Below are 21499 nucleotides of genomic sequence, written 5' to 3' on the forward strand. Positions count from 1 at the left end.
CGAACGGTCGGCGATCCAACATCCGATACTGCGCGGGGCGGGGCCGGGAGTCACCGGTTGGAATCTGGGTGTTTCTTAACCTGGTTCGAACACCGCGCGCTGTTCAGGCTTGCCCCAGTCGTTCGTAGTGCGTGCGAGCGGCTGTTCTTCGGCGAACTCCGCCGATATCTCGCGACGCCCGTCATGGATGTGGCCGCTGCCACACGGCGTCGCGATTCGATGATGAGGGAAACACCATGAAAATCAACAAGGCCGCGGTGGTCGCGGCTCTGGTCATCACGGCGCTGGGATTATCGACCGGCGTGGCTTCGGCCACGTCCGGCGGTTCCGACGGCGTGGTCGACTACAAGGCGACCACCACCAAGAATTCGACGATCATCTCCACCGATGCCGGATCGTTGGATGTGCACGACGGCGTATTCGCGATCAAGGCAGCCAATGGCAAGACCTTGGCCGGAACCGAATTGTCTTTCCGCGTAGATGATTTCGTCTTTCCGATCGCCGCGGATATCGCCGGTCGGACCGCGACGCTGACTCCGCAGTTCGACTTGCAACACGCGGTGTACAAGCCGGTGGATCTGCCGTATCAGAACACCGCGCCGTTCAAGACCCCGTACGACCGTGAGCTGGCGGCGTGGAACCGGTTGACGAGCACTGTCAGTGCCGGCGCCACCATCGGCACCCTGGTCGGCGGTTTGACCGGAGGGGCCGTGGGCTGCTTGCTCGGCGGTATCGCCGGTGCGACCGTCGCGGCCGCGGCGATCGTGGGTCTTTTCGGTGCGTTCATCCCGGCCGCTGCTGTCGGCTGCCTCGGTGGCATCATCGCCGTCGGCGCACTGGGTACCCTCGCTGGACAATTGCTGGTGACTGCCCCGGTGACGATTGCCGCGGCCATTCAATATTTCACAACGATCAACGCGCCGTTCACTCCGGCAAAGTAACGTTCGCCGTTATCGCGTCGCCGTCGAGCGCAACGACGACACGATCGGTGAATCGGACCCGGTGCTACCGCACCGGGGGGACACCGCTCCCACCCGGGAATGCAGACCCGGGTGGGAACGGGTCCGGAGTGAGCCTGTGCGTGGCTCCCTCAGGATTCCGTGCGCCGGGCGGATTCGTCCGAATAGGTGGATTTGCCCGAATGCCGAGGCGTTGCAGCGCCTCAGTCCTGTTGCTTGATGATGAGGGAAATATCAAAGTGAAGATGAGGAAGTTCGCGGTGGTCGCGGCTCTCGTGACAACTGCCCTCGGCGTGACCGCCGGGGCTGCCAACGCTGCACCGTCGCAGAGCGCGCCGGAGGCGATCAACTACAAGGCGTGGACGACTCCGACCGCTTCGATCGTGAAGACCGATGCCGGTTCGATGGACGTCGAGAACGGCGTCTTCAAGATCAAGGCTGCCAACGGAAAGACCGTTGCCGGAACGGAACTGAAGTTCCGCGTCGATGATTTCGAGTTCCCGATCGCGGCGAACATCGCGGATCACACCGCCACCCTGACCCCGCAGTTCGATATGCAGCACGCGGTCTACAAGCCGGTCGATCTGCCGTACCAGAACACCGCGCCGTGGAAGACCCCGTACGACCGTGAGCAGGCGGCCTGGAACCGCATGAAGGACACCATCGCCACCGGTGCCACCGTCGGCACCCTGGTCGGCGGTCTGACCGGTGGAGCCGTGGGCTGCGTGCTCGGCGGTATCGCCGGTGCGACCGTGTCCGCGGCCGCGATCGTCGGTCTGTTCGGTGCGTTCCTGCCCGCAGCGGTGATCGGCTGCTTCGGTGGCATCATCGCCGTCGGCGCGCTGGGCACCCTCGCGGGTCAGCTGCTGGTCACCGCCCCGGTCGCGATCGCGGCTGCGGTGCAGTACTTCCAGACGATCAACGCGCCGTTCACCCCGGCCAAGTAATTTCGAATCCGCAGGGCCCCGTCCGGAATCCGGGCGGGGCCCTGCGGCGTTCGCGGCGGTGGTGTTTCGATCCCGCTGCGCGTAAACCGTGAGCGAAATCCGTGTTCGGGCGATCGTTCGGATATGACCTCCACCGCACCACGCACCACCACCGATCGCGAGCTCACCGAGATCTTCGCGCCCGTCTTCGACCGGATCGCGACCGGAGCGCTGCAGCGCGAGATCGACCGCCGCCTGCCGTACGAGGAGGTGGGCTGGCTGCGCGAGGTGAAGTTCGGTGCGCTGCGAGTGCCCGTCGAATTCGGCGGCTACGGTGCGAGCGCGCGTCAGCTGTTCGGCCTGCTGATCGATCTGGCCGCGGCCGAATCCAATCTGCCGCAGGCACTTCGGGTGCACTTCTCCTTCGTGGAGGATCAGCTGCTGGCCCAGCCTTCTCCCGCGAGTGAGCAGTGGTTGCGGGCGGTGGCGGACGGGACGCTGGTCGGCAACGCGATCACCGAACCCGGTGTGGGCGCGGTGGATCGGTATCGGACCGCCCTGACCCCGGACGGGCCGGGCTGGCGGTTGAACGGCGTCAAGTACTACAGCACCGGGTCGCTGTACGCCGATCACATCCTGGTGGCGGCGGACAAGGCCGGTGAGCGGGTATCGATACTCGTCGACGCCGAGGCCGAGGGGGTGCGGCAGCACGACGACTGGGATGGTTTCGGCCAGCGGCTGACCGCAAGCGGCACAACCGAATTCGAGAACGTCGCGGTGGCCGAGGACCGGATTCTCGGACCGGGATACGGCGGGCCCGGGGCCACCTACGCCACCGCTTATCTGCAGCTGGTGCAGCTCGCCGTGCTGGCGGGTATCGCCCAGCGCGCCGAACTCGACGTGCGTACCTGGGTCGCCGAACGTACGCGCACCTACACCCACGCCGCCGCGGATCTGCCGCGCGAGGATCCGCTGGTGCAGCAGGTGATCGGTCAGCTCTCCGCCGCGGCGTTCACCGCGCGCGCCACCGTGCTGGCCGTCGCCGACCGTCTGGACGAGGTGTTGGATTCGGGCGCGAGCGATGAGAACGCGCTGGTGGCACTGGAACTCGCGTCCGCACAGGCGCAGCTGGGCGTGATCGATATCGTGCTCGCGGCCACCACCAAACTGTTCGAGGTGGGCGGCGCGTCCATCGTGTCCGAGCGACTGCGGCTGGATCGGCACTGGCGCAACGCCCGGACCATTTCGGTGCACAATCCGGCGATCCAGAAGGCCCGCGCCATCGGCGATCACCTGCTCAACGGCACAGAACTGCCGTTCGCCTGGAGTGCGGGCGCGCGGGGGCCGCAGGAGTCCGGCAAGTGACCCGGCGGATCCGGCTCAACGCCTTCGACATGAATTGCGTTGCGCACCAATCGCCCGGGCTGTGGCGGCATCCGAAGGACCAGTCGCATCGGTACACCGAACTGAGCTACTGGACCGAGCTGGCGAAACTGCTCGAGCGCGGCCGCTTCGACGGCATCTTCATCGCCGACGTCCTGGGCACCTACGACGTGTACGGCGGTGACGACACCGCCGCGCTGCGTCAGGGCGCGCAGATCCCGCTGTCCGATCCGCTGCTGCTGGTCTCCGCGATGGCCGCTGTCACAACGCATCTCGGCTTCGGCATCACGACCGGGACCGGTTTCGAACATCCGTATCCGTTCGCCCGACGGCTGTCCACGCTGGATCATCTCACCGGCGGACGCCTGGGCTGGAATGTGGTGACCGGCTATCTGCCTTCGGCCGCAAGGAATTTCGGCGAGGCGGATCAACTCGACCACGACGATCGCTACGACCGGGCCGACGAATACCTCGAGGTGCTCTACAAGCTGTGGGAGGGTTCCTGGGAGGAGGACGCGGTGGTGCGCGACGCCGACGCCGGGATCTACGTGGATCCCGACAAGGTGCACCACATCGGGCATTACGGGACGCATTACACGGTTCCGGGAATCCACCTGTCCGAGCCCTCGCCGCAGCGCACGCCGGTGATCTATCAGGCCGGCGCCTCGACGCGCGGTACCCGGTTCGCCGCGGAGAACGCCGAGGCGATCTTCGTCGCCGCGCCATCGAAACATGTTCTGGGGCAGACAGTATCGCGTATTCGGGAGGCGTTGCGCGAGGCCGGTCGCGATCCGTATTCGGCGCGGATCTACGCGCTGGCCACCATCATCACCGATGCCACCGAGGAGGCCGCCGAACGCAAGCACCGGGAATACCTGGAGTACGCGAGCGTCGAGGGCGGGCTGGTGTTCATGTCGGGGTGGATGGGGATAGATCTGTCCGAATACGATCTGGACGATCCGATCGGCCAGGTGCACAGCAATGCCATCCAGTCGGCGGTGTCGGCCTTCCAGGAGTTCGACGACGACGGCCGGGAATGGACGGTGCGTGATATCGCGCGCTGGGCCGGTATCGGCGGGATGGGGCCGGTCTTCGTGGGTTCGGGCGAGTCGGTGGCGGACCGGTTGCAGGAGTGGGTGTCCCAGACCGATGTGGACGGGTTCAACCTCGCCTATGCGATTACCCCGGGCAGTTTCGAAGACGTTGTGCAACATGTGATTCCGGTGCTGACCGAACGCGGCGCCTATCCCACGGAGTATGTGCCGGGCACGTTGCGCAATGCGTTGTTCGGCGCGGGGGACCGGCTGCCGCAGGAGCATCGGGGCGCGCGTTATCGCCTGGGCGGCAACGGATCCACCGCCTATCCGGCATCGGTGCGACGTCCGGATCTGACCGTCGGCGCACAGTCCTGAGTCCGGCCCGAATTGTGAAATTGAGGATTTCACAATTCGGGCCTTTTCGTCGTGACCGAGAATAAAGGAAACGGGTTCCACAGATTGGTTCTCGGTGATTACAACACTCTGCCTCCCATCGGCTCGATTGCAGAATTTCCTTATGACTGAACAGAATTCGTCTCGAACCGCAGCAATTATCGGAGCCGGCCAGACCGGCGTCACCGCCGCGCTGGGCCTGTTGGACGCGGGTTTCCAGGTCACCATCCACAGCGATCGCGATCAGCGGAGTCTGCGCGATGACGTCCCCGCCACCGGCACCGCTCTGGGCTTCGGCGAGGCCCAGGCGGCCGAGGCCGCGCTGGGCCTGGACACCTACGCCGACCGCGCCCCCAATCACACCGGGCTCAGTGTGCGTTTCGCCGGACCGGAGAACGCCGAATTGATCGGATTCGACGGTACTTTCGACGGATTCGTCGGCATCGCGGTGGACACCCGGCTCAAGGCCGACGAGCGGCTGACCGCGTTCCAGGAGCGTGGCGGGCGATTCGTCGTGGCGGAGGTGACCCCGGAGAAGCTGGATGCGATCGCGGCCGACAACGATCTGACCCTGGTCGCCACCGGACGCGGCGGTCTGTCGGATCTGTTCGCGATCGATACCGACCGTACCGTGTACGCCGAGCCGCAGCGCAAGCTGCTGACCGTCACGCTCACCGGATTGGGTTACGGCCCCGAGGTTTTCGCCCATCGCAGCACGGCAGGCGGTGCGCACAGCCTGTTCTCGATCTTCGCCGAGCAGGGTGAGGCGTGGTGGGGGCCGTATCTGCACAAGGATGTGGGTCCGTCGTGGGCCTTCCTGGGCTGGGCCCGGCCCGGCAGTGACTGGGACAAGCGTTTCGCCGCAGCCGATTCCGCGGCCTCGGCGCACAAGATCGTCAAGGAGATCTACCGCGACTACATCGACTGGGATCTGCCCGAGGTGCTGTCCACCCAGGTGATCGAGGAGGATCCCGAGTCCTGGCTGAAGGGTGCGGTGCGCCCGGTGGTCCGCAAGGCCGTCGGCGCGACGGCGAACGGACATCTGGTGGTCGCGATCGGCGATACCGCCGTCGCGTACGACCCGGTCGCCGGACAGGGTGCGCAGAGCGGACTGATCCAGGCACAGCGCCTGGTCGCGGCCGCGGCGGCCCACGAGGGTGCATTCGATCGGGCCTGGCTCGAGACGCAGTACGAGGACTTCCTGCGCTTCCGCTCGGACGCGGCGGCGAAGGCGACCCGGCTGTTCCTGAGCGATCCGGAACTCGCCGACATCAGCAACCGCTTCTTCCCCGCCGCCGCGGTGGACGAGAAGTTCGCCTCCGCGCTGGTCTCACTGCTGCACCGCCCGCAACCCTTCCTCGACATCGACTCGGTGGCCGCGGCCGACGCCTACATCGAGCAGGTCACCGGCGCCAAGGCCGAGGCGGTCCTGGCGAAGTTCGCCCCGGCGGGCCGCTTCGAGCGTTCGCAGTACAGCGCGGCCGCCGCCGTCTGAGGCGATGCGATCGCGACGATTCAAAACCTCGTGCCGGGCAGTTCGCGGTGCTGAAGTGAAGGGCACGCGAGGTGCCCGGTCAACGAGGGCGCAGGATCCGGCCGACACCACTGGGAGCAGGAGTGAGTACCGAAAAGATTGCCGAGCAGACTCGATTCGCCTACTGGGTGCCCAATGTCAGTGGCGGGCTGGTCACCAGTGATATCGAGCAGCGCACGTCGTGGGATTTCGAGTACAACAAGAAGCTGGCCCGCACCGCGGAGAACAACGGTTTCGAGTACGCGCTGTCCCAGGTGCGCTACACCGCATCCTACGGCGCGGAATTCCAGCACGAGTCGACCTCGTTCAGCCTCGCGCTGCTGGGGGCGACCGAACGGCTGAAGGTCATCGCCGCAATACATCCGGGGCTGTGGCATCCGGCGGTGCTGGCGAAATTCGGGGCGACGGCGGATCACCTGTCCAACGGGCGATTCGCGATCAACGTGGTCTCGGGCTGGTTCGCCGGAGAGTTCAAGGCGCTGGGCGAACCGTGGCTCGAACACGACGAACGGTACCGGCGCAGTGCGGAATTCCTCGAGGTGATTCGGAAGATCTGGACCGAGGACGCGGTCGATTACGGCGGCGACTTCTACCGGATTCGCGATTTCACGCTCAAGCCCAAACCGCTGAACACCCCAGAGCGGCCGAATCCCGAACTGTTCCAAGGCGGTAACTCGACCGCTGCCCGCCGCAACGGCGGACGTTTCGCCGACTGGTACTTCTCCAACGGCAAGGATTTCCACGGCGTCACCGAACAATTGGACGATCTGCGCAGCGTGGCGCGTGCGCACGATCGCGAAGTGAAGTTCGGGCTCAACGGATTCATCATCGCCCGCGACACCGAGAAGGAAGCCCACGACACCCTGCGCGAGATCATCGCCAAGGCGAACAAGCCCGCGGTGGAGGGTTTCCGGGACGCGGTGCAGCAGGCCGGGGCCTCCACCGGGGACCGCAAGGGTATGTGGGCCGATTCCACCTTCGAGGATCTGGTGCAGTACAACGACGGTTTCCGGACCGGGCTGATCGGTACCCCGGAGCAGATCGCCGAGCGGATCGTGGCCTACCGCGATCGCGGCGTCGATCTGATTCTCGGTGGATTCCTGCACTTCCAGGAGGAGATCGAGTACTTCGGGCAGCGGGTGCTGCCGCTGGTGCGCGAACTCGAGGCGCAGCGCCGTCCGGCGGCTGTGGCGGGCTGATGACCGCCACAGCAGCACAACGCATCACCTCCGCCGGGCACGCCCGGCAGGTGGCGCGGGATCTGGCGGCGGAGTTCGCCGTCACCGCTGCCGAGCGGGATCGCCTGCGGCAGTTGCCCTATGGCGAGGTGGAGCGGTTGGCGGCCAGTGGACTACTGGCCGTCACCGTGCCCGCCGCATTCGGCGGTGCGGATCTGCCGCCGAGTGAATTGGCCGAGGTGGTCCGGACTCTCGCGGTCGCGGACCCGAATATCGCGCAGATTCCGCACAGCCATTTCGTCTACCTGAATTTGCTGCGGCTCGCCGGATCGCCGGAACAGCAGCAGCGCTATTTCGCGCAGGTGCTCGATGGCGCGCAGATAGCCAACGCCCAGTCCGAGCGCGGTGGCGCGACGGTTGCGGAGGTGGCGACCACGTTGCGTCCGGACGGGCGGGGACTACGCGTCGATGGAACCAAGTATTACTGCACCGGTTCACTTTTCGCGGGAATTCTCGCGGTGCTGGCCCGGCTGGAAGATCCCGAGGAACGTGCCGGACTGGGCCCGGGAGAGTACGTGGCCTTCCTGCCCGCGAGCAGCCCCGGAGTCGAGATCGTCGACGACTGGAATGCGTTGGGGCAGCGCACGACCGGCAGTGGCACGGTGCGATTCGACGGCGTCCGGGTGCAGGCCGATCAGCTGGTGGCGCGGGACGCGGCGGTGCGTGCGCCGACCGGATACGGGGCGTTCGCGCAGTTGCTGCACGTGGCCATCGATACCGGTATCGCGCGTGGAGCCTTGAGCGCCGCAACCGAATTCGTCCGCACCCGCAGCCGCCCGTGGTTCGAGGCACAGGTCGAACGCGCCATCGATGATCCGCTGGTGATTCAACGCATCGGTGAGCTGGCCGTGTCGGTGACCGCTGCCGAGGCGACGCTGACCGCCGCCGGACTGGCCGTGGACGCCGCCACCGCGAGTACGGATCCGGGACAGGACGTCGTCGCGCGGGCCTCGCTCGCGGTCGCGGCGGCCAAGATCCTCGCCGACCGCGCCGCGACCGAGGTGTCCGCCGCGCTGTTCGAGGTCGGCGGAACACGCAGTGCTGCAACAGATCTCAACCTGGACCACTTCTGGCGCAACGCCCGCACCCACACGTTGCACGACCCGGTGCGCTGGAAATACCAGCACCTGGGCCGCGCACTGCTGCACGACACCCCGCCGCCCCTGCACGGAGTGCTGTAACTATGGCGTCTGCTTCGCTCCGGCGGGGTTTGCGGCGCCCGAAAGCCGCAAACGGCGGTGGTTGCGTTCGACGGCTCCGGTGAACCGCAGCCGCGAGTTTTTCGCTCAGAGAGGTACCCCATGTCCGAACTGCAGGAGATTCCCGCCGACGCCGCCGGTTTGCGCAGCGCCTTCGCAGCCTTCCCCAGTGGCGTGGTCACCGTGTGCGCCGAAATCGACGGTGCGCGTTACGGATTGGCGGTGAGTACGTTCGTGCCGGTATCGCTGGATCCGCCGCTGGTGTCGTTCTGTGTGCAGAACAGTTCCTCGACGTGGCCGCTGTTGTCGCAGGCCAGTCATCTGGGGCTGAGTCTGCTGGGCACCGATCAGCAGGCCGCGGCGCGGTCGTTCGGGTCCCGCACGGGTGATCGGTTCGCGGGGGTGGGGCTGCATCGCGGGACGGGGCATGCGGTATTCGTCGAGGGCGCGTCCGCGTGGATCGAGGGCACCGTGCATGCCCAGGTGCCGGCGGGAGATCACCAGGTCGTGCTGGTGCACATTCAGCGGCTGGCCACCCGCGCCGATGTCGATCCGCTGGTCTTCCACGGCAGTCGATACCGGCGTCTGCACACCGAGGAATTGCGCGCCGCCGGGTGAGCCGACCTGGCGTGTCGGCCTTCGTGTCGTCGGTGATATCGATCACGTGTTCGGGCGAATGCCCACAGGTGGGAAATAGTTTTCTCGGGAAACGTAAACCGGTGTGTGGTAGTGAATTCCGTCTCGTGCGGCCGGATCAGAACGAATGCGCGGGCCGGAAACACAGGCGTTCGCGCGGTCCCGCATCCGCGCGGGTATTGGTGACGACACCGGCCGCGAGTCCCCGCGCACTCAGGCCGTGCCGCTGCATGTCCTGACTGAATCCGTCGAGGTGAATGAGGGTGTGCCGGATCAGGTCCGCGGCGATACCGGCAGGTTCGGTGCAGGCCACGCGGTACGCGGCAACCGCCCGGGGATCCTCGGTCAACGCCGCGAGGGCGCCCAGACGCACGCGCTGCGTGAGGCTTTCCCAGAGACGTGCCTGGTCAGCGTTGTGGATGACGCGCCGACCGCCGCGGTAGTCCAGATCGCGAATGATGTTGTCTGCGGATTTGCCGAGCCGGGTTTCGCAGACCACCGCCCACAGGGCGCACAGCCAGCTCAGCCCGCGCAGGATGGTGATCCGCTCCTGTGCGCCGCGCAGGGCGAGATAGGCGTCGGCCGAAGCCTGGGTGGTGGTGTCCTCCCACTGGAACACCAGGGTTTCCAGCTCGATCAGGAAATCCCCGGGCAGTTCGGCCTCGTCGGGGCGGACGATCCCGACTGCCCGCTGCGACAACGGATCCCGCAGTTCGACCATCGCCGGATCCGCGGTGGGGATCCAGTCGTGCCCGTGCCCGGTCATCAGCGCAACCCTCAGGTCGATGCGGACGGGCGACCGGTAGGGGCCGCCCCTTCGCATTGAGCCACGAAATATCCGGGCGCGCAACGTCCCAGCGCAGAGCCCGCGACCTCGTGTCGAGATCGCGGGCTCGTGGGGTGGGATCAGGGCTTGCCGGACAGCACCGCTGTGACCGCGTCCATGAACGGCTGCCCGCCCATGGCGTATCCGCCGCCGATCGCGCCGATCAGCAGGCCGACGGGCCCGGTGAGCCAGCTCAGGAAGAAGAAGCCGCACACCGCGCCGATCAGGCCGCCGAGCACGCCGCCGATCACCACGCCGACGATGTTCTTGTTGACCTCGGCCATCAGCCGGGCCATCGAGCTGACCGGCTGCATCTCGCCGACGTCCTTGGCGCTCGGGGCCTTGGGCTCCAGCACGAGCCGGCGGCCGTCCGCGCTGATCTGCTGCGCGAGATGCACTGTGCCGCCGTTGATCCGGAACGCCAGCGGCACCTTGGCGAGGGCGGTGCCGTCAGTGTTCTTCAGATCGACCTCGGTGCCGTTGGCGGCCAGCTCGAAGCGGCCCTTGTCGACGTCGGTGGTCAGCTTGTGCGACAGGTCCGACAGGACCGAGTGATAAGCGACGCCGTGATCGACACCGGAGGCGGTGGTCTGTTTGGCCACTGCGGGGGAATGGGGTACCGATGGGCTCGCGGTCGCGGTCCCCGCGGCGATGCCCACCGTCGCAACCGCGAGAAATGCGGTTGCGGCGAACTTGCCGAACTTCATACAGATTTCCTATCGGAGCCTACCGCCGGCATGTGCAGCCGGACGGCGAATGACTGTACCGGGTCCGAAGCTTGTTGGCAGACATGGCTATACACGAGGGGGCGTTCGGCATCGTTATTCAATTGTTATATGTAAAGGTGCGTGCGGGTTCTGAGTAAAAATATGCAACTTCACAATTCGCGCAGGCCATCGTAGGTGGTGTATGCACTGTGTGATCGCAAAACACGTGTGTTCAAACTTGGAATCTCGCGATACGGGTTCGAAGTGTTACAGCTCTGGAGGACGGTTTCGTGCCGCGTCGTCGTGTCCACGCCGGAATCATCCTGGTGGGCTTCGTAATCGCTTCCGGATTGGCGATGGCGTGCCTGATCTTCGCCGCGCTGTCGGTGGGCGGCCATCACGTGAACGCCGCTGACGCCAGCGCCTCACAGACCTCGGTGCCGACGACCGCGGCCACCACCACGACGACCAAGGCGTCGCACGCGTCGAAGACGGCCGTCGCCAAGACGCCGGGCACGGCCAAGTCGACCACCATCCCACCGCTCCCGCCGCTGGCCGCCGCCTCCTCGGCCGCACCGACGCCGACCTCCGCGGCGCCGACCAACAACGGCGCGAATCAGCGCGACGCCGCGGACCCGGTCAGCGCGGGCGACTGCGTGGCAGGGGTCGGCTCGGACGGTTCGTTGACCAAAACCTCCTGTGGCAGTTCGAATTCCAGCTATCGGGTGAACAGCAAGGCGAGTTCGAGCGGGCAGTGCCCGGCCGATTCGGATCGTTCGGTGTCTCAGACGCTGCCCGGCGGCGCGAAGGACACGCTCTGCCTGGACACCGACTGGGAGGTCGGTCGCTGCATGGCGGTCTCGGGCAACACCGCGACTCCGGCCGACTGCGCCGACGCGGCCCCGGGGACGATGCGGGTGCAGGCGATCAACCGCAATACCGCGGATGTGAACACCTGCACCGATGCGAACCACGGCGTGGTCTACAAGCAGCGCAAGTTCGTCGTCTGCCTGGCCCAGATGTGATTCACCCGCGAATTATTCAGTGCGACACCGGAGTTCGCCGCTGAGCATCGAGCAATCGGCTGAACTGCCGGTTGGCCAGCCGCATCGCGATCTCGTACGGCAGGGCGAATTTGCGGGCGAACCAGTAGCCGATCCGGATATCCGCCGAGGTGTGCACCAGATAGCGGTTGTGCTCGACGCCGGACAGGATCCGCTCGGCCACCCGTTCCGGGCTCGCGGCATGTCCTTCGAACACTCCGGTCAGCCGCTTGACCCGGGGGTCGTTCCGGTCGACGCCGACCACCTGCACCGTGCCCACCAGTGGTGTGCGCACCGCGCCCGGGACGACCAGGCTCACCCCGATGTGATGCCGCTCCAGATCGAATCGCAGCACCTCGGAGATGCCGCGTAGGCCGAATTTGCTGGCGCTGTAGGCCGCGTGCCAGGGCAGGGCGAGCAGTCCGGCGGCCGAGGACACGTTGACCAGATGTCCGCCGTGCCCGGCGCGCACCATCGGCGGCAGGAAGTTCTCGATGACGTGGATCGGGCCCATCAGATTGACCTCGACCACGGACTTCCAGTGCTGGTGCTCGAGGTTCTCCACGGTGCCCCAGATGGCGATGCCCGCGATGTTCATCACGACGTCCAGGCTCGAATACCGCTCGTGGATCCGCGCGGCCCAGGCCCGCACCGCCTCGTAGTCGGCGATGTCCAGGGCCTGCGCGTCGAGTACCTCACCGCCCGTGGCGCGGATCTGCGCGACCGTCTCGTTCAGCCCGTCCTCGGCGATATCGGTGAGGAACAGGCGCATCCCCCGCCGCGCCGCCGCCACGGCGGTCGCGCGCCCGATGCCGCTGGCCGCGCCGGTGATCAGGCACAGGCGGCCGTTCAGGTCTTTCATGACGGACTCCCTCCGGCTTGTCCGAACAGCGTGGTTCTGCGAAGGAGTTCACGCTAGCTCATTGCGAACAACAGTGTACATAGAAAATTATGCGCCCCCGGGTTCGCCCGAGGAAGCACCCGCCAACAGTTCAATTCACGGTGAGCAGGAGTACCGACAGCCGGACGCCGCTGTTCTAGCTTCGAGGAAGCGGCATCGCCGCCGCCGGGTGCGAGCGCTACCGCCGGGATCGCTGGAGGAGTTCATGAGCACGGTGACCGCTGTCGACAGTCCGCCGGTACCGGAGGCCGATGAGGGGGCCCTGCCGGTCGCGCGCACCTGGCATCCGTGGCGCTGGCTCGTCGCCGCGCTGGCCCTGATCGTGGTCGCGCAGTTCGCGCACGGTCTGGTCACCAATCCGGGCTGGGACTGGCCGACCTTCGCGCGGTATTTCACCGCGACGTCCGTACTGTCCGCGATGCGGGTCACCCTCGAGCTGACCTTCTGGGGAACGCTGTTCGGCTTCCTGCTCGGCGTCTGGGTCGCGGTCGCGCGATTGTCGAAAATTCCTGTGCTGCAGGTGATCGCGTGGGCCTACGTGTGGGCGTTCCGATCGATTCCGCTGATCGTGCAATTGCTGTTCTGGTTCAACATCGCCTACCTGTACAAGCGGATGGCGATCGGGATCCCGTTCGGCCCGGCCTTTTTCACCTTCGACGTGAACGGCGTGATCAGCGGCTTCACCGCGGCGGTGATCGGTTTGGCATTGCACCAGGGGGCCTATTCGGCCGAGATCATCCGCGCCGGAATCATCTCGGTGGATCCGGGACAGTTGGAGGCGGCCAAATCGCTCGGGCTGCCGTGGCGGCGGCAGTTCTTCACCATCGTTGCGCCACAGGCGATGCGGGGCATTCTGCCCAATGCCGCCAACGAGGTGATCAGCCTGTTCAAGGGCACCTCGATCGTCTCGGTGATGGCCATCGCGGAGCTGTTCTACCAGGTCCAGGTGATCTACGGCCGCAACGGCCGGGTGGTGCCGCTGCTCATGGTGGCCACCGTCTGGTACATCGTGCTCACCAGCGTACTGAGCGTGGTGCAGTACTACATCGAACGACATTTCGCGAAGGGGGGTCAGCGGGATCTGCCGCCGACGCCGTGGCAGCGGGTCCGCGCGAAGGTCGAGGAGATCACGGGGGAGCGGCAGTGACCGAAGACGTGGATACCGCGCGCGCAGCGGCGGATCGGCTGGACGCATCCGCGAAGTCCGAGAGTGGATATGCCGTGGAATTACGCGGTGTCCGTAAGCATTTCGGTGCGCACGAGGTGCTGCGCGGGATCGATCTGGCGGTGCGGCCCGGCGAGGTGACGGTGATCCTGGGGCCCTCGGGCTCGGGCAAGTCGACGCTGCTGCGCACCATCAACCATCTGGAGAAGGTCGACGCCGGCACGGTCCGGGTCAGCGGCGAGCTGGTCGGATACCGCCGCAAGGGTGCGGTGCTGCGCGAACTGAACGAACGCGAAATCCTGCGCCAGCGTTCGAGGATCGGCTTCGTCTTCCAGAACTTCAACCTGTTCCCGCATCTGACCGTGCTGGAAAACGTTGCGCTGGCACCGGTTTCCGCGCAGCGCAGACCGCGCGCGCAGGCGCGGGCCGAGGCCGCCGAACTGCTCGAGCGGGTCGGTCTCGCGGACAAGGCGCAGGAATATCCGCGCCGACTGTCCGGCGGGCAGCAACAGCGGGTGGCGATCGCGCGGGCGCTGGCCCTGCGCCCGCGGGTGGTGCTGTTCGACGAGCCCACCTCGGCCTTGGATCCGGAACTGGTCGGCGAGGTGCTCGACGTGATCCGCGGTCTGGCCCGCGACGGCTCCACGCTGGTGATCGTCACCCACGAGATCGGATTCGCCCGCGAGGTCGCCGACACCGTGGTGCTGATGGACGACGGCCGAATCGTCGAGCAGGGCCCGCCCGCGCAGGTGCTGGACCAGCCGACGCATCCGCGCACGAAAGCCTTTCTCGCCCATGTTCTCTGACGCCATCGGCCCACTCGCGGAGGTCCGCCACGCATGAAGTTCCTGCTGCTGACCCTCATCACCCATCAGCCCGATCCGGTGACCGGCGCGACCGAGACCCCCGCGCAGCGCCTGCGCCGGGTGGTCGACAGTGCGCGGCTGGCCGAGGAACTCGGCTACGACGGCTTCGCAGTCGGTGAGCGGCACGAGGATCCGTTCATCTCGGCCGCACCGCCGGTGGTGCTGAGCCATATCGCCGCGGTGACCTCGCACATCGCGTTGTTCACCGGTGTCACCACCTTGAGCCTGCTGGATCCGGTGCGGGCCTTCGAGGACTATTCGACGCTGGACAACCTCTCGGGAGGGCGGCTCGAACTCGTCATCGGCAAGGGAAACGGTGCGGCGCAGGCGAAACTGTTCCACGTCACGCCCCAGGATCAGTGGGAGCGCAACCGCGAGGGGTACGAGCTGTTCCGCCGGTTGTGGGACAGCGAAAGCGTCACCTGGGCAGGTAAATTCCGGCCGTCGCTGACCGAGGCGAAGGCGCTGCCCCGGCCGCTGCAGTCCCGGTTGCGGATCTGGCACGGCAGCGCCACCAGCCGCGAATCGGTGGAATTGGCTGCCCTGCACGGTGATCCGCTGTTCTCGGCCAACGTCACCAATCCCATCGAGCCGTATGCCGAACTGATCGCGTACTACCGGCAGCGCTGGGCCGCACACGGTCACGATCCGGCCGAGGCGCTGGTCGGCGCCGGGACCGCCGGGTTCTACGTGACCCGTGATTCGCAGGACGCGCTGCGGGCGTACCGGCCGATCTTCGCTGCGCGCCAGAAGGTCGCGCGTGCGCACGGCCTCCCGATCGTCTTCGAGACCGTCGAGGATTTCGTCGAACGCAGCTCCGCGCTGATCGGCAGTCCGCAACAGGTGGTGGACAAGGTGCTGCGCTATCACGAGCGATTCGGGCACGAGGCGATCCACCTCAGCGCCGACAGCGACGGGCTCACCGCCACGGAGCATCGCGCGAGCCTCGAACTGTTCCAGGCCGAGGTCGCGCCCGTCTTGCGGGAGCGCATCGCGAGCCGCCCGCTGGGCGCGCAGCGATATCTCGCCGAGGAGGCTGCTCGATGACCCGATATGTCTTCTTGCGAGTGTCGCAGGCGATCGGTGTGCTGTGGGCGGCGTTCACCGTCACCTTCGGCGTGCTGTATCTGCTGCCCGCCGATCCCGTGCAACTCGCGATCGGGGCGAATCCGGGGGTGCAGGTGGATCCGGCGGCCGTGGCCGAGCTGCGGGCACGGTACGGACTGGACAAGCCGGTGTGGCAACAGTATTGGACCGCGCTCGAGCACGCGCTGCACGGCGATCTGGGGCATTCGCTGAGTACCGGGCAGAGTGTCACCGGCGCGCTCGGCCAGGCGCTGCCCTCGACGCTGGCGCTGGCGGCGCTGGCACTGGTGCTGGCGCTGGTCTTCGGCACCGCGCTCGCGCTGGCCGCCGCCTACACCGAACAGCGCTGGCTGCGCAGGCTACTGACCGCACTACCGCCGATCGGTGCGTCAGCGCCCACCTTCTGGGTGGGATTGCTTCTGCTGCAACTGTTCTCGTTCCGGCTGCGGCTGGTTCCGGCGTTCGGCGGCACCGGATTCGCGGGGACCGTGCTGCCCGCGGTGACCCTGGCCATCCCGGTCGGCGCGGTCATCGCCCAGGTCCTGTACACCGGTCTGGTCGGGGTGTGGCGTCAGCCCTTCGTCGAGGTGGCGTTCGCCAAGGGGGCCTCGCGGTGGTGGGTGCAGATACATCATGTGCTGCGACCCGCACTGGCCCCGGCGCTGGCCGTGTCCGGCGTCTGGGTCGGCACGGTACTGGCCGGATCGGTGGTCGTGGAGACGGTGTTCTCGCGCGCCGGAATCGGCCGGTTGACCCAGACCGCCGTACTCGCCGAGGACATTCCGGTCGTGCAGGGCGTGGTGCTGCTGACCGCACTGGCCTTCGCGGTGGTCAATCTCGTGGTCGACCTGATTCAGCCGATCGTGGATCCCCGTGTGCGACAAGAGTTCCGGCGCAGGGATGAGCCACGGAAGTCCGGCGACAACCACGCGGGGACCGAGCGGCAGGAAATATCCGGATGAGTTCACGAGCGAGTCGAGCCGGTGCGCATCGCACCTGTGGGAACAACGTGCCGGGGTCTGGTCCGCAGACGTCGAGGTGGGGCGTCAGCGAGGTGCGGATATGAGCGAAAATTCCAGCAGCACAACGGTTTTTCGGTCCAATGAAGCGGATGTCGAGCCGCGGGCAGTGCGGCGGTTCGTGCCGGACGCGCGCGCACTGCTGACCTCCGGTCGGTCGGCGGCACTGCCATCGATCGTGCTGCTGCTCGTGCTCGGCTGGGCGGTGGTTCCGTCGCTGTTCGCCGGGGCCGATCCGCTGCGCGGCGTTCCGGCGGAGAAATTGCGCGGGCCGAGTGCGCGGCATTGGTTCGGTACCGACAATCTGGGGCGGGATCTGTATACGCGGGTGGTACACGCCACCGAACTATCGGTCACCGCAACAGTTTTCGCGGTGCTGATCGGGTTGCTCGCGGGTTCGCTGCTGGGTCTGCTCGCCGGGTCGATCGGCGGGCGGGTCGATGCCGCGATCATGCGGCTGGTCGACGTGCTGCTGTCGATTCCGGAGCTGCTCAGCGCGCTGGTGCTGGTCACCGCCCTTGGCTTCGGCACCCGCAACGTCGCGATCGCGGTCGGCGTCGCACTGGTCCCCACCTTCGCCCGGGTGATGCGGGCCGAGGTGGTCCGGGTGCGGCGCGCGCCGTACGTGGAGGCGGCCTTCGCCGCCGGTGTGCGCTGGCCCGGCGTGCTGGTGCGGCATGTGCTGCGCAATGCGTACGCCCCGGTCGCAGCGTTGGTGGCGGTGGAATTCGGGGTCGCCGTCCTGGCGGTGTCCTCGCTGAGTTTCCTCGGCTACGGTGCGCGCCCGCCGACGCCGGAATGGGGATCGTTGATCGCCGACGGTCGCGACTACCTGGCCACCGCGTGGTGGATGACGACGTTCCCCGGACTGGTCATCGTCGCGGTCGTGCTGTCCGCGCAGCGGCTGGGCAGCATCTGGGGAAAGACGGAGTGACGGCATGAGCGACGAAGCATTGTTGCGGGTACAGGATCTGCGGGTGGAATACTCCGGCAGCGGCGGGCCGGTCGTCGCAGTCGCCGGTGCTTCGCTGACGGTCTCGCAGGGGGAGACCGTCGCCCTGGTCGGTGAATCCGGTTCGGGCAAGTCGACTTTCGCGCATGCGGTGATCGGATTGCTCGGCGGCGGCACGGTGGCCGGCGGCCGGATCACCTTCGCGGGCGAACGGATCGATGACGCCTCCCCGCGATATCTGCGCGCCATCCGTGGCGCGCGGATCGGGTTGGTGCCACAGGATCCGGGCGTCTCGCTGAATCCGGTGCTGCGCATCGGCGATCAGGTGGCCGAGGCGTTGCGCATCCACGGCCGGGCGGACCGCCGCACCGCGCGAGCGCGGGCGGTGGAGATTCTTGCCGCGGCCGGACTGGACCGCCCGGAACTGCGTGCGCGCCAATATCCGCAGGACCTCTCGGGTGGGCAGCGTCAGCGGGTGCTGATCGGCATCGCCCTGGCCTGCGGCCCGGAGTTGGTGATCGCCGACGAGCCGACCAGTGCGCTGGACGTCACCGTGCAGCGCCGCATCCTGGACCACCTCGCCGCACGCACCGCCGAATCCGGTACCGCGGTCTTGCTGATCACCCACGATCTGGGTGTCGCGGCCGACCGCGCGGACCGTATCGTGGTGATGCGTCGCGGTGAGATCGTCGAATCCGGGAGTACCGCGGAGGTTCTCGGCAATCCGCAGCACGAATACACGCGGCGGCTGCTGGATTCGGTCCCGACACTGGACGCGCCGACCCGGCCGGTCCGACCTCGAGGCGCGACGCCGCTGCTGTCGGCCACCGGACTTCGCCGTACCTTCCGGACCGGTTCGCACGGCAGGCTCACCGCTGTCGACGACGTCACGATGCACATCGATCGCGGCGAAACCCTCGCGCTGGTCGGTGAATCCGGCTCCGGCAAGAGCACCACCGCTCGAATCCTGACGCTGCTGGAACGACCCGATGCGGGCACGATCACCTTCGACGGCCAGGGCGTCGGCGGGCTGCGCGGTGCGCGGCTGCGCGAGTTCCGGCGACGGGTCCAGGTCGTCTATCAGAATCCGTACGCATCGCTGAATCCCAAGCTGAGTATCGGGCAGAGCATCGCGGAACCATTGCGGGCCTTCGGTATCGGCGATCGGCGGACGCGGCGCGAGCAGGTCGGCGAACTGCTCGAGCAGGTGGCGCTGCCGCCGGACCACCGGGATCGGCTGCCCGCCGAACTGTCCGGCGGGCAGCGTCAGCGGGTGGCGATCGCCCGTGCCCTGGCCCTGCGCCCGGAGCTCGTGGTGCTCGACGAACCGGTCTCCGCGCTGGACGTCTCGGTGCAGGCGCAGATCCTCGAACTGCTCGAGCGCCTGCAACGCGAACTGTCGCTGAGCTACCTGTTCATTTCGCACGACCTGGCCGTGGTGCGGCGGGTCAGCGACCGTGTCGCGGTGATGCGGGCCGGTCGAATCGTCGAAACCGCGCACACCGCAACACTGTTCGATCAACCGACGCACGAATACACCCGCGAGCTGCTGTCGGCCGTCCCCGGCGGACGGGATACGTCCGAGAAGCTCACCCACCGTGAAGGAGTACCTGTGTCATGACCACGGCGACCACCGAATTCGAACAGCACTGGCGTGCGTGGCATGCCGAACGCGAGGCGTGGGCCCGGGAGCCGCTGGGCTGGTTGAGCCTGACCGGATTGCACTGGCTGGGCGAGGCCGAGGAGAACGTCGAGGGGCTGCCCGGCCGCTGGCGCGTCGACGGTGAAACCGTGGTGGTGACAGCCGATTCCGGCGACGGATACGTCCTGGACGGGCCGGCGCTCACCGGCCGCACCACGCTGACCCCGGGCGAGGGAGCCCCCGGTATCGAGGTGCGCGTCGGCGACCGCCTCGTCGAGGTTATTCGCCGCACCGGGCAGTTCGCGCTGCGCATCCACGATCCGGCTGCCCCCGCTCTGGCGGCGTTCACCGAAATTCCCGCCTTCGCACCGGATTCGCGCTGGGTGGCCGCGGGCGAATTCACTCCCTACGACACCGCCCGCACCGTCACCACGGGTGCGGTGGTCGAGGGGCTGGAACACCATCATCCGGCGGCGGGCACCGTGCGCTTCACCCTCGGTGGGGCCGAGCATACGGTCGTGGCCTTCGGCGACCCGAAAACCGGTCTGCGCCTGCTGTTCACCGATGGCACCAGCGGTGTGAGCACCTATCCCGGCGCCCGGTTGCTGCCGATCGGGACGCCCGGCTCGGACAATAGGGTGCGGCTGGACTTCAATCGCGCACAGAATCTGCCCTGCGCCTTCACCGATTACGCGACCTGCCCGGTCGCGCCGCCGGAGAACCGGCTCGGCGTGGCCGTCGAAGCGGGCGAACGCGATCCGCGGCGGGAGGTGCGGTCGTGACGGTCTCGGGCGGGCGCGTCCCGCTGTCGGTTCTGGATCTGTCTCCGGTCAGCGCGGGATCCACACCGCGCCAGGCGATTCGGAACACGATCGAGTTGGCCCAGCGCGCCGAGGGGTGGGGGTATCGGCGGTTCTGGGTGGCGGAACATCATTTCGTGCGAGTGGCGAGTTCGTCACCGGTGACGCTGATCGGGCTGATCGCGGCAGCCACCGAGACGATCCGGGTGGGCTCGGCGGCGGTGCAGTTGGGGCATCACGCGTCGGCCTCGGTGGTGGAGGCGTTCGGGACGATCGATGCGCTGTATCCGGGCCGCCTGGATCTCGGTCTGGGCCGGTCGGGACATCGCGCCGATCAGATTCGCTCGGCGGGCGTGCCACCCGTGCACACCCCCGAACGGCCCATCCAGGTGCGTGACGGTGTGGTGATTCCGCCGCCGTTCAGCCCGGGACAGTTGCTGGACACCGTTCGTCTCCAGGCCGGGCTGCGGGCGCTGACGCTGCCCGGTGCACGGCCGCTGGACTACACCGAACAGGTCGAGCAGATTCGCGCCTTCCTGGACAGCGGGTACCGATCCAGCGAAGGCGTTGTGCTGCACGCTGTTCCGGGTGAGGACGCGCAGATCGAACTGTGGCTGTTCGGCAGCAGCGGCGGGGAGAGCGCGCGGCTGGCCGGACGACTGGGACTGCCCTTCGCGGCGAACTACCACGTCTCCCCCGGCACGATTCTGGAAACCGTTGCCGCATACCGGGAATCGTTCCGACCCTCGGCTCGCTACCCGAAGCCGTACCTGGTGGTGTCCGCGGACGTCGTCGTGGCGCCGGATCATGCGACGGCCGAACATCTCGCCTCCACCTACGGGCACTGGGTGTACAGCATCCGCAGCGGTGCGGGCGCGGCCGAATACCAGGACCCCGATACCGCGCAGCCGCTGTCCGAGCAGCAGCAACGTCTGGTACGGGATCGGATCACCACGCAGTTCGTCGGCACCCCCGCCGAGGTGACCGCCCGCCTGGCCGCGCTCCAGCAGCTGACCGGCGCGGACGAGCTCGTGATCACCAGCGTCACCCATCGTCACGAGGACCGGCTCACCTCGCACCGCCTACTCGCGCAGGAGTGGGGGTTGTCGCACGTGCGCGCGGCCTGATCCACGGGCGCAAGCATCGAACCCTGGGTGGAAATCCGGGCCGGAGGGTGGAATTCGGCA

Annotated in this window: 20 protein-coding genes; 17 read left to right on the forward strand and 3 right to left on the reverse strand. The window is 67.3% G+C overall.

Annotated elements, in window-relative coordinates:
- Positions 1 to 236 precede the first annotated feature (236 nt).
- The 8 genes from ON40_RS01390 (at position 237) to ON40_RS01425 (ending at position 9287) form a co-directional block, all read left to right on the forward strand.
- Entirely contained in the window at positions 237 to 941 is a 705-nt protein-coding gene (locus ON40_RS01390; RefSeq protein WP_040817484.1) for a DUF8020 domain-containing protein, read from the forward strand.
- 257 nt (positions 942 to 1198) lie between these two features.
- On the forward strand, positions 1199 to 1906 hold the full coding sequence (locus ON40_RS01395) for a DUF8020 domain-containing protein (RefSeq protein WP_040817486.1): 708 nt from the start codon (positions 1199 to 1201) through the stop codon (positions 1904 to 1906).
- A 123-nt stretch (positions 1907 to 2029) separates the two neighbouring features.
- The gene (locus ON40_RS01400; protein ID WP_040817489.1) at positions 2030 to 3250 is read left to right on the forward strand and encodes an acyl-CoA dehydrogenase family protein; all 1221 of its coding nucleotides are present in this window, start codon (positions 2030 to 2032) and stop codon (positions 3248 to 3250) included.
- Positions 3247 to 4680 carry an LLM class flavin-dependent oxidoreductase gene (locus tag ON40_RS01405; RefSeq protein ID WP_040817492.1) on the forward strand — a complete coding sequence of 478 codons (1434 nt, stop codon included), beginning with the start codon at positions 3247 to 3249 and terminating at the stop codon, positions 4678 to 4680. Before ON40_RS01400 ends, ON40_RS01405 begins: the two co-directional genes overlap by 4 nt.
- Before the next feature lie 142 nt (positions 4681 to 4822).
- Positions 4823 to 6193 carry a styrene monooxygenase/indole monooxygenase family protein gene (locus ON40_RS01410; protein ID WP_040817495.1) on the forward strand — a complete coding sequence of 457 codons (1371 nt, stop codon included), beginning with the start codon at positions 4823 to 4825 and terminating at the stop codon, positions 6191 to 6193.
- Between the two features lie 122 nt (positions 6194 to 6315).
- Positions 6316 to 7431: a dimethylsulfone monooxygenase SfnG gene (sfnG, locus tag ON40_RS01415; protein WP_040817498.1), complete on the forward strand. Its 1116-nt coding sequence runs from the start codon at positions 6316 to 6318 to the stop codon at positions 7429 to 7431.
- Positions 7431 to 8651, forward strand: a complete 1221-nt coding sequence (locus ON40_RS01420; protein WP_040817500.1) for an SfnB family sulfur acquisition oxidoreductase — start codon at positions 7431 to 7433, stop codon at positions 8649 to 8651. Before sfnG ends, ON40_RS01420 begins: the two co-directional genes overlap by 1 nt.
- Before the next feature lie 120 nt (positions 8652 to 8771).
- The gene (locus ON40_RS01425; RefSeq protein ID WP_040817502.1) at positions 8772 to 9287 is read left to right on the forward strand and encodes a flavin reductase family protein; all 516 of its coding nucleotides are present in this window, start codon (positions 8772 to 8774) and stop codon (positions 9285 to 9287) included.
- Between the two features lie 136 nt (positions 9288 to 9423).
- On the opposite strand, the gene ON40_RS01430 is transcribed toward ON40_RS01425, so the two are convergent.
- Both ON40_RS01430 and ON40_RS01435 read right to left on the reverse strand, forming a co-directional pair.
- The gene (locus ON40_RS01430; RefSeq protein WP_051192518.1) at positions 9424 to 10071 is read right to left on the reverse strand and encodes a hypothetical protein; all 648 of its coding nucleotides are present in this window, start codon (positions 10069 to 10071) and stop codon (positions 9424 to 9426) included.
- Between the two features lie 140 nt (positions 10072 to 10211).
- The gene (locus tag ON40_RS01435; RefSeq protein ID WP_040817504.1) at positions 10212 to 10838 is read right to left on the reverse strand and encodes a DUF8020 domain-containing protein; all 627 of its coding nucleotides are present in this window, start codon (positions 10836 to 10838) and stop codon (positions 10212 to 10214) included.
- 290 nt (positions 10839 to 11128) lie between these two features.
- Between ON40_RS01435 and ON40_RS47785 the strand changes: the two genes are divergently transcribed.
- Complete coding sequence (locus tag ON40_RS47785; protein WP_051192520.1) at positions 11129 to 11863, forward strand: LppU/SCO3897 family protein; 735 nt, start codon at positions 11129 to 11131, stop codon at positions 11861 to 11863.
- Positions 11864 to 11879: 16 nt separating this feature from the next.
- On the opposite strand, the gene ON40_RS01445 is transcribed toward ON40_RS47785, so the two are convergent.
- On the reverse strand, positions 11880 to 12743 hold the full coding sequence (locus tag ON40_RS01445; RefSeq protein ID WP_040817507.1) for an SDR family oxidoreductase: 864 nt from the start codon (positions 12741 to 12743) through the stop codon (positions 11880 to 11882).
- Between the two features lie 244 nt (positions 12744 to 12987).
- On the opposite strand from ON40_RS01445, the gene ON40_RS01450 reads away from it, so the two are divergent.
- The 8 genes from ON40_RS01450 to ON40_RS01485 all read left to right on the forward strand — a co-directional run bounded on the left by ON40_RS01450 (position 12988) and on the right by ON40_RS01485 (position 21439).
- The gene (locus ON40_RS01450) at positions 12988 to 13929 is read left to right on the forward strand and encodes an amino acid ABC transporter permease (protein WP_040817577.1); all 942 of its coding nucleotides are present in this window, start codon (positions 12988 to 12990) and stop codon (positions 13927 to 13929) included.
- A 38-nt stretch (positions 13930 to 13967) separates the two neighbouring features.
- On the forward strand, positions 13968 to 14753 hold the full coding sequence (locus tag ON40_RS01455; protein WP_051192524.1) for an amino acid ABC transporter ATP-binding protein: 786 nt from the start codon (positions 13968 to 13970) through the stop codon (positions 14751 to 14753).
- 33 nt (positions 14754 to 14786) lie between these two features.
- Complete coding sequence (locus ON40_RS01460; protein ID WP_040817509.1) at positions 14787 to 15860, forward strand: LLM class flavin-dependent oxidoreductase; 1074 nt, start codon at positions 14787 to 14789, stop codon at positions 15858 to 15860.
- Entirely contained in the window at positions 15857 to 16861 is a 1005-nt protein-coding gene (locus ON40_RS01465; RefSeq protein ID WP_051192522.1) for an ABC transporter permease, read from the forward strand. Before ON40_RS01460 ends, ON40_RS01465 begins: the two co-directional genes overlap by 4 nt.
- Before the next feature lie 100 nt (positions 16862 to 16961).
- Positions 16962 to 17852: an ABC transporter permease gene (locus tag ON40_RS01470; RefSeq protein WP_083895335.1), complete on the forward strand. Its 891-nt coding sequence runs from the start codon at positions 16962 to 16964 to the stop codon at positions 17850 to 17852.
- Between the two features lie 4 nt (positions 17853 to 17856).
- Entirely contained in the window at positions 17857 to 19491 is a 1635-nt protein-coding gene (locus ON40_RS01475; RefSeq protein WP_040817511.1) for a dipeptide ABC transporter ATP-binding protein, read from the forward strand.
- Positions 19488 to 20294, forward strand: coding sequence for a DUF1684 domain-containing protein (locus ON40_RS01480; protein WP_040817513.1), 807 nt, complete (start codon positions 19488 to 19490; stop codon positions 20292 to 20294). Before ON40_RS01475 ends, ON40_RS01480 begins: the two co-directional genes overlap by 4 nt.
- On the forward strand, positions 20291 to 21439 hold the full coding sequence (locus tag ON40_RS01485; protein WP_040817515.1) for an LLM class flavin-dependent oxidoreductase: 1149 nt from the start codon (positions 20291 to 20293) through the stop codon (positions 21437 to 21439). Before ON40_RS01480 ends, ON40_RS01485 begins: the two co-directional genes overlap by 4 nt.
- Positions 21440 to 21499 lie beyond the last annotated feature (60 nt).

The sequence above is a fragment of the Nocardia jiangxiensis NBRC 101359 genome (genome assembly GCF_000308615.1).
GTDB lineage: Bacteria > Actinomycetota > Actinomycetes > Mycobacteriales > Mycobacteriaceae > Nocardia > Nocardia jiangxiensis.